The sequence below is a fragment of the Thermatribacter velox genome, from assembly GCF_038396615.1.
GTDB classification, from domain to species: Bacteria; Atribacterota; Atribacteria; order Atribacterales; family Thermatribacteraceae; genus Thermatribacter; species Thermatribacter velox.
Window position 1 is genome coordinate 82064 of the sequence record NZ_CP121689.1, and the last position, 13339, is coordinate 95402.

Genomic DNA, 13339 nt, shown 5'->3' on the forward strand with positions numbered 1-13339 from the left:
AATAAGGTGGGTTATTGGAGAAAGGGAGGATTGACTGTGGCAGAAGTTTATTTTGTTTCATTACGGGCCAAGGATGAGAAAAGCTCTGTTCTTGAACGGGTAAAGAGAATGACCAAAAAACTTTTGGAAGGGCGTCTTGAGAAGGATGACCTGGTTGCAGTTAAGGTCCATTTTGGAGAACGTGGTAATCACGGTTTTATAAAACCGGTCTTTGTGCGCTATATCGTGGAAGCAATTCGGGACCTGGGTGGCAAAGCCTTTTTGACTGATACCAATACCCTGTATACCGGGTTTCGCCATAACGCTTTTGATCACCTGGAAACGGCTTACTTTCACGGTTTTTCTTACCCTTCTGTTCCTGCTCCAGTAATCATTGCTGATGGGTTGCGGGGCAGCGATTTTAAGGAAGTAGAGGTAAATCTCAAACACTTTAAAACGGTAAAGGTGGCCAGTGCTATCCACGAAGCGGACTTTTTACTGGTGGTTACCCATGTTAAAGGTCACATCGAAGCAGGACTGGGGGGTAGCATCAAGAACGTAGGCATGGGGTGTGCTTCTCGTTCAGGAAAACAACTTCAGCACGGGGAAACCTTTATCCCTTCTCCGGATCAGGAAAAGTGCATTGGTTGTAGGCGTTGTGTAGTGCATTGTCCTGCTGAGGCTCTTTATCTTGATGCCAATGGTAAAGCTCGGGTTCTGGTGGAAAATTGTATCAGCTGTGCAGAATGCGTCATTTACTGCCCTACTGAAGCGATTGGCATTTCGTGGTCATCCTCAAGTGTTACCCTTCAAGAGCGAATGGTCGAGTATGCCTATGGTGTGATTACAAGTAAAAAGGGTAAGGTAGGTTTTATCAACTTTTTAACTGAAATAAGCCCTGATTGTGACTGTGCTCCCTGGCATGACGCCAGTTTAGTACCGGATATTGGTGTTTTGGGTAGCCATGACATTGTGGCTGTTGACCAGGCTTCTGCGGATCTCGTAAATAACGCTCCCGGCCTGTCTAATTCGGGCCTTAAGAAAGCACATCAGCCCGGCCAGGATAAATTTAAAGACGTGCACCCTCAAGCCTTGTGGCAAACCCAGATTGACTATGCCTGTGCCCTGGGGTTGGGTGAGAAGAAATACTCGCTGGTTGAGATATAGGTCTCTGTAGCGAGTTAGTTCACTCTTTCGGAGTTACCTGCTCCGGGAAGATTTTGCCGGGGTTCAGAATACCCTTCGGGTCAAACACCTGTTTTATCTTTTGGAGCAAGCGCAGTTCAGCAGGCCCGAGGAAAAGGGGAAGATATTCTTTCCTCTTGAGGCCTACTCCGTGTTCACCAGTCAGCGCTCCTCCCAACCTTTTTACTTCCTGGTAAAATTTTTTTCGCAACTCTGGTTCCAGTGTTTCCCACCCCGTGCTTTTCAAGGGAGCAAGGGTGACATGAAGATTGCCATCGCCAAGGTGCCCATAAAAAGGAGCCAGGAGGTTGTTTTCCTTGCTGAGCCGTTCTATAAAACGCACAAAGTCGTACAGGGCGGCTAAGGGTAAGGAGACATCTTCGTTAATCTCTAAAGGAAGTGTTTGGTGAATGGCTTCGGGAATTGCCCGACGAATTTTCCATATTTCTTCTGCACTACTGCTTTCGTCAGCCACAAACACTTCTTGAGCGCCTTCTGCAAGCAGTTTTTCTCCGATAAGACGATAGACGCTGAAGACCTCTTCTTCGCTTTGCCCGTCTATTTCAACCAGGAGATGGCATGGCGCGTCCTGAAAGGGGTAGGTTGAATCGCAGTATTGATAGGCAAATTCCAGGCTTTGACGGCTCATTAACTCAATTGCTGCGGGCACAACACCCAGTTCCCCCATTATCAGCCAGGGTGTTCTCAGGGCTGCTTCGATGGAGGAAAAGGGACAGAGTAACACTGCTCTCTCTCGAGGACGAGGCAGCACTCGCAGGTAGATTTTGGTTACTATGGCCAGAGTTCCCTCAGAACCCACTAAAAGATGCAGAATATCATAGCCGGTAACATCTTTTTGGGTTTTCCCACCAAAACACAACACTTCCCCCCAAGAAGTTACTATTTCCAAGCCTCGCACATAATGTCCGGTGACACCGTATTTGACGGCTTTACCCCCTCCAGCATTTTCAGCAATATTACCCCCAATCTGACAGGTTTCAAGACTCATCGGATAGCCAGCGTAGAATAGGCCGAATTCCTTTAGCTTGCGGTTTATTTCGTTGGTGATTACACCGGGTTCCACTACCACGATAAAATTTTCGCGATCTATTTCCAGAATGCGGTTCATGCGTTCCAGGGAAAGAATCACGCCACCTTGAGCCGGTATGGCCCCTCCGGAAAGCCCACTGCCTGCTCCTCGGGGGGTAACCGGGATACTTTTTTCAAAGCAGTAGCGCATTATTTCCTGAATTTCTTCTACCGTTTTGGGTTTTACCACCACTTCAGGAAGATGGCGCAAGGTTTCGTCTGGAGTTTCGTCCTTTGCATAGTTGGCAAGAGCTTCAGGATGGGTTAACATAAAGGCATCACCAACTACTTTCCGAAAGAACGCAATATCCTGGCTGTCGATTTTTTTAAACTGCTGATTCATGGGTTTTCTCATCAATAACCTCAAGTATGCTGGTGATGATTTCGCGGGCGTCTCCCACCAGTCCCAGGTCGGCTATCTGGAAGATGGGAGCTTCAGGATCTCGATTTATGGCCACAATCCATTGTGAACCTTGCATTCCAGCAAGGTGCTGAATTGCGCCAGATATGCCCACTGCCAGGTAAAGCGTAGGATTCACGGTTTTTCCACTTAATCCTACCTGTTGGGGGTAATTGGCCAGTCCTCGTTCCACCAGTTTTCTGCTGGCTCCAAGTGCTGCGTTCAGCTTTTCAGCCAACTTGGAAAGTAACTCCAGGTTACTTTTGTTCTTGATTCCTGCTCCTCCGCTTACTACTACCTTTGAAGCGGTGAGCTCTTTCTGGTCTTTCTGAATAACTATTTCACTTTTCAGAAGTTCTGGATTGTAATTTGTAGTGTCCTTAAGAATTTTTATCTCTCCTTGACGGGAGGTATCAAGGCGGGGAGGAAAAAGGTTAGGTCTCACTGAAGCCATTTGGGGAAGAGTTCGGGTTTTGATGGTCGCCATGATGTTTCCTCCTATGGCAGGGCGGATTTGGACCAATCTTCCGTCTTCAGGGTCAATATCAAGTGAAGTGCAGTCAGCGGTCAATCCAGTATGCAATTTGGCTGCAAGATACGGTAATATGGTTCTTCCCCAGCTGGTTGCAGCACCAAGGATGATTTCTGGTTTCAGTTCTTTTATCGGGGGCAAAAACAATTTTGCAGATAGATGAGGGAGCAGCATTCCAAATATGTCGTTTACTACACAGTAAACTCGATCTGCTCCGTAATGAATTGCTCGTTCAAGCTCTTCGGTATTCACCTGGGTTGTTCCCAGAAGGAACAGTACTTCTCCCCCAATTTTCTGGTTTAGGTCCTGAGCGACTCGTAGCATTTCAAAGGAAGTGGTTTCTATTTTCCCCTGAAAGGTTTCTCCCAGAACTAGGATTTTACGTTCCAACCTCATCGTTAAAGCAAGCCCCGCTCTTCGAGGAATTTTTTAAAGGCCAGAGCCATGGTCTTTGGCGATTGGTCTCTTAATACCGTGCCTTTTCTGGTTACCTGAACTTTTTCCACCTTTTGCACCCAAGTAGGAGAACCTTCGAGACCGACTCGGGAAGTGGCGATGCCCAGCGCAGTAGCATCTAGTTTCACTATGGGCATTTCATGGGCTCTGATTTTGTCTTTGAGAGTGGGAAGCCGTACTACGCTCTTGCCTCGGGAAACGGTTAGCACAAAGGGAGGCCGAACTTTTATGATTTGCCATCCACGCTCAATCATTCTTTTAATGCTGAAGGTTTCTTTTTCCACCGCGACCTCGGTAACGTAGCTGAACACTGGTAAGTTCAGGAAAGCAGCCACTTCAGGTCCTACCTGTCCAGTGTCTCCGTCAATTGCTCTTTCGCCGAACACAATGATGTCCCAGGGACCAAATTTTTGCAATGTTTTGGATAGGATGTAAGAAGTAGCATAGGTATCGGAGGCAGCAAGTCGGGGATCGCTTATCAGGTAACCACGCTGACAACCCCAGGCGATTGCGTCTCTCAAAACGCGTTCGCTGGAAATTGGCCCCATTGAAAAAGCTACCATTTCTCCTCCAACCTCTTCTTTTATGAGCCGGGCTATCTGTAAAGCTGCAACGTCCAGTGGGTTTATGGTAAGAGGAACACCACTGCGTTCCAGCGTTCCGGTTTCAGGGTTGATGCGAGCTTCTCCAATTTCGGGAACCTGTTTTACACAGACTGCAATTCTGCAAGTTTTATCCAAGTTTTGCATTCCATTTATTTTTATTAGGTATCGGTTGTCTTCGAATTTCATTCTACCAGATTCATTTCTTTTTTAAAGAAGGCTTTAAGAATGCTTGGAAAGGTTTTAGGGCAAGTTTTGGTGGTATATTCGGAAAGAAGTGTTACAATGTTCAGTGTATTTTGTAACTCCTGTTTGGGATATCAGAATTGTCCTGTTCTGGTTGTGGGGAGTAATCATTATTGACTTGACGAGCAGGTTGTCGATATAATTAACCCGCACAATTGTTTCCCCTTGATTCAAAGCAGGAAAGGAGTAGAAAACATGAAAAGAACTTATCAACCTCACAACTTGCCAAGAAAAAGAACTCATGGCTTCAGGGCTCGCATGAAGACAAAGGCGGGACAGGAGGTGCTCAGGAGGAGAAGAAAGAAGGGTCGTAAACGCCTTACTGTTTAACGAATGGAAACACTGAGGAAGAAAAAGGACTTTGACCGGGTTTTCTGTGAGGGCAGAAAGGTGGATTTGCCACCCATCCGGATGTGGTTTCTCCAAAAAGAGAGTGGGTCTTTGCGAGTATGCTTTGTGGGTAGGAGCAAGAAAGCAGTGCGTCGAAACCGCATTAGGAGAAGGCTTAGGGAAGCTTTCCGGCAGTACTTTTATGATCGTTTTCGAGAAAAGCCAGTGGATGTAATTTTTTTTAGTGATGAACGGCTTCTTAGTGAGGATTTTAAAACCATAGTAGAAAAGATGGCGAGGTTGCTCGACGAAAACCTTTGTGGACAAGGAGAATTGCTGTAAGCGTGGGCATGGATCGTAAACTTCTGCTGGTTTTTGATCGGTTGATTGTTTTTTATCAGCAATTTGTTTCACCTCTTTTTCCTCCCAGCTGCCGTTTTGAACCTACCTGTTCTGAATATGCTCGTCAAGCGGTTCAAAAATACGGTTTGGGAAAAGGATTGTGGTTGGCTTTTAAAAGGGTTATCCGCTGCCACCCTTACTCGGCTGGAGGATATGATCCAGTGCCTTAATGCTAATTTTAATAAAAGGTGGTTTTATCTATGTGGTCGCAGATCTGGGATGGTTTGGCTCAAGGAATGGAGTTTATACTCCGTTTCTTTTACAATCTTACCGGTAATTATGGGGTTTCTATCATTTTGCTAACTGTGGTAATCAGGCTGGCTTTGTACCCAGTTATTCATAAACAGAACCTTTCTACTAAAGCGATGCAGGAGATCCAGCCTGAAGTAAAGAAGTTACAGGAAAAGTACAAAAAAGACCCCCAAAAGCTCAACCAGGAAATCATGCGCCTTTACAAGGAAAAAGGGGTTAACCCACTTGGTGGGTGCTTACCCTTACTAATTCAACTCCCTTTTCTGTTCGTTCTCTATCGGGTTCTGGTTACCTACGATTATGGACAGGGATTTTTGTGGCTTCCCAATCTTTCTCAAAGAGACCCCTATTACATTTTGCCACTGGCTATGGGTGCTACGACTTTCTGGCAACAAAAGATTGCAACGCCGGCTATGGGTGGAGAAGCTTCTCAGCAGAACCTGCTCATGATGGTGTTTATGCCTCTTTTCCTGGTATTCATTAGCTGGAGCCTGCCTTCAGGCGTTTTGCTTTACTGGTTTGTTTCCAATCTTTTTTATATTTTCCAGCAATATATGGTTGAACTGCAGGTTCGTAAGACCCGTGCACTCGCTTCGGGAAGCTTACCATCTATCCAGGAAAATTCTTCCTCTCGTTCTGGGGTTTCCAAAAAAGGGGGAAAAAAGCGTGAGAAGAAGCGTTGAGGTGTCTGGAAAAAGCATTGAGGAAATTTTAGAAAGAGCTGCTAACTATTTTGAGATTCCCAAAGAAAAACTGGAATACGAAGTAATTTCTGAAGGTAAAGGTATTTTGAGCATTCTTGCTCCCAGGGCTTTAAAAGTCCGGGTGTGGATTAAAGAAGACAACGAGACTGGCTCTTCTGAAGAGCGGCCCGTAGACGAATCTGAGGAGAAAAACAATCAAGAGCCAAAGGCAATCGCCGAGGAACCTGAACATTCTGAACCATCTAAAGTAGACCACTTGCTGCTTGACAGGGCAAGGACCGAGATTGAGACATTCATGACCGGGCTTTTTGAGAAGATGAAGGTTAATGTTTCTGCTGAAGTAGTGGCTAACAAGGATAAGTTGCTGGTATCAATCGATGGGGAGGACTCCGGGCTTTTAATCGGTAAAAAAGGAGAAACTCTGGAAGCTTTTGAGCTTCTTTCCAAAATGTATCTCATCAGAAAGGGTCTTAGAGAGGTTCCTGTTGAAGTTGATGTGGCTAATTATAAAAAAAGAAGAGAAGAAGCATTGCGCAAGCTGGCCAACCGTTTGGCGAAAAAGGTAATTCAAACGGGAAAAAGGATAAAACTGGAACCCATGTTAAACCGGGAAAGACGTATTATTCACGTGGCTCTCAAAGGCCATCCTCAGGTTACTACCTACAGCATAGGCCAAGAACCGGAAAGACGCGTGGTCATTGACCTTAAGGAACGCTCCAAGGCTAAAAATAGCCGCAAGAAGTCTTCTCGTCGCAACAAAAAACGTGAACAGGCAAAGTAATTTCTGTGTTAGTGAAGATACTATTGCTGCCATAGCAACACCCTCTGGTATGGGGGCCATTGGCATTGTCAGGATGAGTGGCCCCCGGGCAATTCCCATAGCTGCCTCTATTTTCAAGACTCACTGTGGAAAAAGACTTGAGGAGTTGCAAGCCTTTCATTTTTATCTTGGCAGAATCGTAGACCCCGGGAGTCGGGAAGTTCTGGATGAAGCCTTTATAGTTATCATGCGTGCTCCTCGCAGTTACACCCGCGAAGATGTGGTTGAGTTTCAGGTTCATGGAGGGCCTTTGATTCTGCGCAAGGTACTCGAGCTTTGTCTTCGTTACGGGGCGCGACTTGCTCGTCCTGGTGAGTTTACTCTGCGCGCGTTTTTAAATGGCCGGATGGATCTTGCTCAAGCTGAAGCAGTGGCCCAAATGGTGCAAGCACGCTCTGAAAAGGCTCTTTCTGCTTTTTATCGCAGCTTGAGTGGTCAACTCAGTCAGAAGGTCAAGGGCTGGCAAGACAGGCTTTTGTTATGTCAAGCGTATATTCAAGCCTTTTGCGATTTTGCAGACGCTGTTGAAGATTCAATCGAAGAGCTGATTTGGAAAGAACTTGAAACCCTTGAGAAAGAACTTGCTGAAGAAGTGCAGAAAAGCGAGCGTTTTGCCATCTTTCAAAACGGAATTCTGGTGGTCATTGCAGGTAAACCAAACGTGGGAAAATCCAGCCTCTTCAACCTGATATGCGGTGAGGAACGGGCCATTGTAACCCCCATTCCGGGAACTACTCGTGATGTTCTCGAAGTTTCTCTGACCATAGATGGAGTGCCTTTTCGCTTTGTGGATACGGCAGGTTTCAGAAATTCACAAGACGTAATAGAAAGAATTGGTTTACAAAAAGCCGAAGAGTTTCTTGAAAAGGCGGACCTTGTGGTGTTGGTTTTCGATATGGGCCAACCTTTTGGGGAGGAAGATTTCTCGCTCGTTAAAAAACTTGCTCATAAACGGCGTATTCTGGTCTTGAATAAAAGCGATTTGTCACCTCAAATTAGCAAAGAGGATTTGAACAAACTGTGTCCTGGAGAGGAAGTCCTCGAAATTTCGGTTTTGCAGCGCAAAGGAATAGAAAAATTGTTTGAAAGGCTGGTTAACGTTGCACAACTTAATGTGGACCTTGAAGAAACTCCTCTATTGGTTACCCAGAGACAGCGTGAAATTCTTGAGGAAGCTTTGAGAATAGTTCAGGAAGCCAGGGAGACCCTGAAACAGGGCTTATCGATAGACGTAGTGGGTATTCTCCTCGAAGAGGGGTTGCAAACTCTCCGCAGGTTTACCGGAGAAGACGTCGATCAGAAACTTCTGGATGCGATTTTTTCGAACTTCTGTATTGGGAAATAACCTGTTCCACGTGGAACAATTTGTTTCAAGAAAGTGGTTTTTTCTGAGGAAGACCAGCTTTACGAGGCAAATGGGAAGGCGTAGACATGTGTTTTTCTATTTCGATTAAATAACTTTTTCTCTCTGCCCAGGGCGCATCTATCTCCCAGGTTCTTCTGAGCTTGCATCCCAGAATGTTAAGAGCTCCTTCTGCATCTTTTAGTTCCTGGAAGTAGCGAGGCCCTTTGTAAAAAAAGGCTGATTTGCCAGTTTTCAGGAAAGGGATGGTTATTTCCAGTGCGACATTTAAGGGGGCTAAAGCTTTACTCAACACGGTATCAAAATTTTCTCGCAGAGGTTTTTCTCTGGCAACATCTTCAGCTCGGGCACATATCACGCTGACATTACTCAGATTTAGTTTAGCAATTACTTCTTCCAGAAACAGGCATTTTTTGTTTTTACTCTCAAGAAGTACAAAGTGGGTTTCAGGCCTAAAAATGGCCAGAGGAATACCTGGAATACCACCACCACTTCCAACATCTATGGCTTTGCCCAGCTGGGATTTTGCGAAGGATTCCACAGCGAGAAGAGTTAGTGAATCAATAACCAAATTGATCAGTATAGCTTCTCTGTTTTTATGCGCCGAAAGGTTAAGGTTTTGGTTGACCAGATGGAAGTATTCTACGAATTCCATGGTCTTATCTATTGCTTCTTTCTCTGCGGGTACTTTTAAAATTTTCAATGCTTCAACAAGAATTTTTCTACCCTTTTGCACAACTTATCCACAATTTTTATTCAGAATATTTTTGAACAACAATTACTCTACAATAACGAAGGTACCGTGGCAAGAGTATTCTTCAAGCCTTATGAAATAAGGTTTTTTGAGGTGCTGATTTCTGGTTTTAGCGACAAGCTGTTCTCATGCTCTGAGCACAGCCTCATTTGTTCCACAAATTATCCACAGGAAAAACGCAGCACCAAAATTCTGGATTGGATTTAGAGAAATTGACAGTTACGAGGAGGTTGCGTTAAGTGTTTGCGCAATCTCACCGCTTTTTGTCTTTCTGGAACAAAAACAAAAAACAGGTTTATGATGCTTTTTATTGAAGAAGCAGGTTCTTGATTTTGGTAAGCAGGGTTCAGACCTGGTAGGGATAATTTTCCGACATCTAAAGCATCATCTGGTAGAATAAAATCCTGCTTTCAGGTGGTTTGTTTGAACTGGGTGGTTGTTCATACTTGTCAGAGGTTGGTAGTCAGAGGAAAGACGCGAGTGTGTGTTCCACGTGGAACAAGAAGTGGTGTTTCGAAGATGAGAACAGATTCTCAATGTTTTAAAGAGATTGGAGGGAGAATACGAAGTGTGCATTCGAGAAGGTGAAAGAGTGTACCTCCTTTTAGAAGATGGTAAGGATTACCTGATACGCGTTGAGAAGGACAAGGTTTTCGGCACTCACCTGGGAGGGATAGCTTTCAACGAAATTATTGGCAAAAGATTTGGAGAGCTGGTGCTTACTACTTCTGGCAGAAAAGCTTTTTTGCTCCAACCTGGCATCGTCGATAACCTGTTTCACATGAAGCGCCGGACTCAGATTGTTTACCCTAAAGACCTGGGTTTCATCGTGCTCATGCTCGACGTGAAAGAGGGAGATCGAGTAATCGATGTAGGATTAGGAAGTGGTGCGATGTGCGGAGCGCTGGCCAGGCTGGTGGGCGATGGGGGTAAAGTTTATGCTTACGAAAGGCGCGAGGAGTTTATCAAGGTTGCAGTGGAAAATCTTAGCATCTGGGGTGTTCTGGAGCGGGTGGAAATTAAAAATAAAGATATTAAAGATGGTTTTGAAGAGGAAAACATCGATGCTCTCTTTCTGGATGTTCCGCAACCCTGGGACTATCTGGAAGTTTGTTGGAGAGCGCTTCGAGGGGGCGGTAGAATTGGTATTGTTTCTCCGACTACTCCTCAAGTAGTAGCCGTACTTGAAAAATTGAAAACACTACCCTTTATACAGGTGGAAGTTTGGGAAAGCCTCTTCAGGAAGTACAAACCCAATCCAATAGCTTTCAGGCCTTACGATAGAATGGTTGCTCACACTACCTACATGATTTTTGCTCGCAAGGTGTTTTCAGAGAATCCCTAATTTTGTCTTTTCTGCTATATTATGTTAAATTTAATTGGGCCAATTTTAGATAAGAAGGAGGTAGAGAGGTGGCTGGTATTGCAGGTATTTTTGCATCAAATCAGCATGAAAAGGTAGAACAAATGCTTGACCTCATTGGGTATCGTGGTCCGGCTGGTAGAAAAGTGGTTGCATTGCCAGGAGCTACTCTGGGAGTGGTTTACAATACCGTGCAGAAGGAAGCGCGGGAGATTCTTGAAAAAGAAAATAAAGCAATTGATTGGAGAGGACCAGATCAGTTTGCCGTTGCTGCACTTGAGGATGGCTCACCACTTCTTGAGCGTGACTTTCTGGGGGTAGCTCCCCTTTATTATGCTTATGATGCCCAAGGTAACCTCTGCTTTGCGTCCGAGTTCAAAGCTCTGCGCCAGCTGAGTGACGAGGTTAAAGAACTGCCTTGTGGTAGCCGTTTTGAGAAAGGAGAAATCAAAAGTTATTTTGAACTTGAAGAAAAACCTTTTCTCAAGAGTGACGCTAAAGAGATATCTGGAAAGTTGCGCACGCTTCTTGAGGACTCAATTGCTAAAAGACTTAGTGGTGTAAGAGAGGCTGGTTCCTGGCTTTCGGGAGGGCTTGATTCAAGCACTATAGCTGCCTTGCTCAGCAATACAGTGGATAAACTTTATACTTTTGCAGCAGGTTTTCCCGGTGCTGAAGACCTTGAATATGCCAGGGTGGTGGCTGAGCACATTGGTTCTCAACATCAGGAAGTGGTTATCACTCTTGAAGACGCGATTAAAATTTTACCCGAAGTGATTTATCACCTCGAGTCCTTCGATGCTCTTCTGGTGCGCTCCAGCATAACCAACTACGCGGTGTCAAAGGTAGTGGCTGAACATGTCCCTGTGGTTTTCTCAGGAGAAGGAGGAGACGAGCTTTTTGCAGGCTACGATTATCTTAAAAATATTCCTAAGGAAGGATTGACTACTGAGCTTATCGACATTACTGCCCGACTTCACAACACTGCTTTGCAGAGGGTAGACCGCAGCGCTGCGGCTCACGGACTGCTGGTCCATGTTCCTTTTGTTGACCGAGACGTAGTTTCCTTTGCGCTTTCTATTCCTCCTGAATACAAAATCAATGACGGGGTAGAAAAGTGGATTTTGAGAAAAGCGGTGGAAGATGCACTGCCAGATAAGGTGCTCTGGCGCAGAAAAGCCAAATTCTGGCAGGGAGCTGGTGTAGAAGAACTTATTGCCAATTACGCTGAAGAAAGAATAACCGATTCGGACTTTGTAAGAGAGCGAAACTTGCCCAATGGCTGGGTTCTCCGAAGTAAAGAAGAGCTTTTCTATTACCGAATTTTTAAAGAACATTTTGGTGAAAGGATGGACCTTGACTGGATGGGGAGAAGTAAACTGGTTTAGTTTTTTTGTGTTTCGCTATTGGACTGTTGGTTTTCGATCAGGGGCTCTGCTTTGGCAGAGCCCTTTCTTTTTTGGACGTTCAAATTTTGTTTGCAAATTGTTAAAAATTGCGTCATAATTGGTAGATAAAATAGAGCCTGTTTGAAAAGCGAAAATTGCAGGTAGCAAGGAAACAAGGTGGGAGGCATTCTTGATGTCAAAAAAAGTTAAGGTTCCTATTATCATTACAGTGATTATTCTGGCGATTCTCCTTATCACCTTCCGCTTTTTGAGGGATAAGGAAAGTCCGGAGGTTGTGAGCCAGGAATTGCCTACCGTGAAAGTGGAACGGGGTTCCATTGAAGAAGTGGTTTCAGAGCTGGGTACTCTGGAGCCCTGGGATGAAATAGGGCTGACACCTGAGACAGGTGGTGAGGTAGCCCAGATTCTGGTTGAAGTGGGGCAGAGGGTTAAAAAAGGCGACCCGCTGCTGGTTTTTGACACTTCAGATTTGGAGATTTCTTTGAAGAAAGCGCAGGCTCAGTACAAAGCCGCGCAAGCCGAGTTGGAAAAAGCACTTAAAAAACCCGAAGAAGTAGAATTGAAGCAAGCAGAAGCCGCCTACCAACAGGCTCTGGTCACTTACGAGGAAGCAAAAGATACTTACGAGAAGAATCAAAAGTTGTTTGACACTGGTGCCATTTCTCTGGAGACCTTGAAAGAGAGCGAGCGTAACCTGCGGCTTGCTGAAGCCAACCTGGAAGTAGCCAAGGCTGAGCTTGCGGATACCAAGGAGGGCACTCCTCCTGAAGACATTGCCATATTGCAATCCCAGCTGGAACAAATCCAAACCGATATCGAGGTTATCGAAAAAGATATTCAGGATGCTACTGTGGTAGCGCCCATTGAGAGCACAGTTCTCTCCATTGAGATAGAAGAAGGAGAAAGAGCAACTGATGAAACGGTGCTCATGGTTTTGGGTAACGTTTCCCTGATGCGGGCGGTAACCTACATTAACGAAGTAGATATTCCCAAGGTGAAAATTGGCCAAAAGGTGCGTATTTCAGTTGATGCTTTTCCTGACCAAACCTTTTGGGGAGAGGTTGCTGAAATTGGTTTGAATGGGGTGGTTCAGGAAAACGTGGTTACTTATCCGGTGAAGATTAAAATACCCAATCCCGAGGGCCTGCTTTTTTCAGGGATGACCGTTGAGGCAGATATTATTATCGAGGCGCACCAAGACACTCTGCTTTTACCGACTGAAGCGGTGGAAGAAAGAGATGGTGAATATCTGGTTTTTGTGATGGGCGAAGATGGAAAGCCTCAACCCAGAAAGGTTAAGGTGGGCTTACAGAACGAATCCCAGGTAGAGATAGTCGAGGGCTTGCAGGAAGGAGATGAGGTCTTACTGGGAGTTTCTGGAATGGTTAGCCCGAGCGCAGGTGGAGAGAGACCTCGGATGTTCATCGGAGGTCCTCCACCAGGGAGGTAAAAT

14 protein-coding genes are annotated in these 13339 nt (G+C 45.3%); 10 read left to right on the plus strand and 4 right to left on the minus strand.

What is annotated here, in order from left to right:
* Nucleotides 1-36 precede the first annotated feature (36 nt).
* On the plus strand, nt 37-1146 hold the full coding sequence (locus QBE54_RS00415) for a DUF362 domain-containing protein (protein ID WP_369018387.1): 1110 nt from the start codon (nt 37-39) through the stop codon (nt 1144-1146).
* Nucleotides 1147-1165: 19 nt separating this feature from the next.
* Here the strand turns inward: QBE54_RS00415 and QBE54_RS00420 are convergent, their stop codons facing one another.
* Genes QBE54_RS00420 through QBE54_RS00430 form a run of 3 tightly spaced genes read right to left on the minus strand, consistent with a single transcriptional unit; the run spans nt 1166 to nt 4390 of the window.
* Entirely contained in the window at nt 1166-2608 is a 1443-nt protein-coding gene (locus QBE54_RS00420; RefSeq protein ID WP_369018388.1) for an FAD-binding oxidoreductase, read from the minus strand.
* The gene (locus QBE54_RS00425; protein ID WP_369018389.1) at nt 2580-3581 is read right to left on the minus strand and encodes an electron transfer flavoprotein subunit alpha/FixB family protein; all 1002 of its coding nucleotides are present in this window, start codon (nt 3579-3581) and stop codon (nt 2580-2582) included. Before QBE54_RS00425 ends, QBE54_RS00420 begins: the two co-directional genes overlap by 29 nt.
* 2 nt (nt 3582-3583) lie before the next feature.
* Complete coding sequence (locus QBE54_RS00430) at nt 3584-4390, minus strand: electron transfer flavoprotein subunit beta (RefSeq protein WP_369018390.1); 807 nt, start codon at nt 4388-4390, stop codon at nt 3584-3586.
* Nucleotides 4391-4684: 294 nt separating this feature from the next.
* On the opposite strand from QBE54_RS00430, the gene rpmH reads away from it, so the two are divergent.
* From rpmH to mnmE, 6 genes are read left to right on the plus strand one after another with little or no spacing between them, the layout of a single operon-like run.
* Nucleotides 4685-4819 carry a 50S ribosomal protein L34 gene (gene rpmH, locus QBE54_RS00435; protein WP_369018391.1) on the plus strand — a complete coding sequence of 45 codons (135 nt, stop codon included), beginning with the start codon at nt 4685-4687 and terminating at the stop codon, nt 4817-4819.
* 3 nt (nt 4820-4822) lie between these two features.
* The gene (gene rnpA, locus QBE54_RS00440) at nt 4823-5161 is read left to right on the plus strand and encodes a ribonuclease P protein component (RefSeq protein ID WP_369018392.1); all 339 of its coding nucleotides are present in this window, start codon (nt 4823-4825) and stop codon (nt 5159-5161) included.
* 8 nt (nt 5162-5169) lie between these two features.
* Nucleotides 5170-5391 (plus strand): membrane protein insertion efficiency factor YidD, encoded by a 222-nt coding sequence (yidD, locus tag QBE54_RS00445; protein ID WP_369019367.1) that lies wholly within the window; start codon nt 5170-5172, stop codon nt 5389-5391.
* A gap of 30 nt (nt 5392-5421) precedes the next feature.
* Nucleotides 5422-6156 carry a YidC/Oxa1 family membrane protein insertase gene (locus QBE54_RS00450; RefSeq protein WP_369018393.1) on the plus strand — a complete coding sequence of 245 codons (735 nt, stop codon included), beginning with the start codon at nt 5422-5424 and terminating at the stop codon, nt 6154-6156.
* Nucleotides 6140-6958: an RNA-binding cell elongation regulator Jag/EloR gene (gene jag, locus QBE54_RS00455; RefSeq protein WP_369018394.1), complete on the plus strand. Its 819-nt coding sequence runs from the start codon at nt 6140-6142 to the stop codon at nt 6956-6958. The genes QBE54_RS00450 and jag overlap by 17 nt, the downstream gene beginning before the upstream one ends.
* Nucleotides 6942-8342, plus strand: coding sequence for a tRNA uridine-5-carboxymethylaminomethyl(34) synthesis GTPase MnmE (mnmE, locus tag QBE54_RS00460; protein WP_369018395.1), 1401 nt, complete (start codon nt 6942-6944; stop codon nt 8340-8342). The genes jag and mnmE overlap by 17 nt, the downstream gene beginning before the upstream one ends.
* 25 nt (nt 8343-8367) lie before the next feature.
* On the opposite strand, the gene rsmG is transcribed toward mnmE, so the two are convergent.
* Nucleotides 8368-9063, minus strand: coding sequence for a 16S rRNA (guanine(527)-N(7))-methyltransferase RsmG (gene rsmG, locus QBE54_RS00465; protein WP_369018396.1), 696 nt, complete (start codon nt 9061-9063; stop codon nt 8368-8370).
* Nucleotides 9064-9664: 601 nt separating this feature from the next.
* Here rsmG and QBE54_RS00470 point away from each other — a divergent pair.
* The 3 genes from QBE54_RS00470 to QBE54_RS00480 all read left to right on the plus strand — a co-directional run bounded on the left by QBE54_RS00470 (nt 9665) and on the right by QBE54_RS00480 (nt 13336).
* Nucleotides 9665-10459: a tRNA (adenine-N1)-methyltransferase gene (locus tag QBE54_RS00470; RefSeq protein WP_369018397.1), complete on the plus strand. Its 795-nt coding sequence runs from the start codon at nt 9665-9667 to the stop codon at nt 10457-10459.
* 68 nt (nt 10460-10527) lie between these two features.
* Nucleotides 10528-11865 carry an asparagine synthase-related protein gene (locus tag QBE54_RS00475; protein WP_369018398.1) on the plus strand — a complete coding sequence of 446 codons (1338 nt, stop codon included), beginning with the start codon at nt 10528-10530 and terminating at the stop codon, nt 11863-11865.
* Between the two features lie 193 nt (nt 11866-12058).
* On the plus strand, nt 12059-13336 hold the full coding sequence (locus QBE54_RS00480; protein ID WP_369018399.1) for an efflux RND transporter periplasmic adaptor subunit: 1278 nt from the start codon (nt 12059-12061) through the stop codon (nt 13334-13336).
* The last annotated feature ends 3 nt before the right edge of the window (nt 13337-13339 follow it).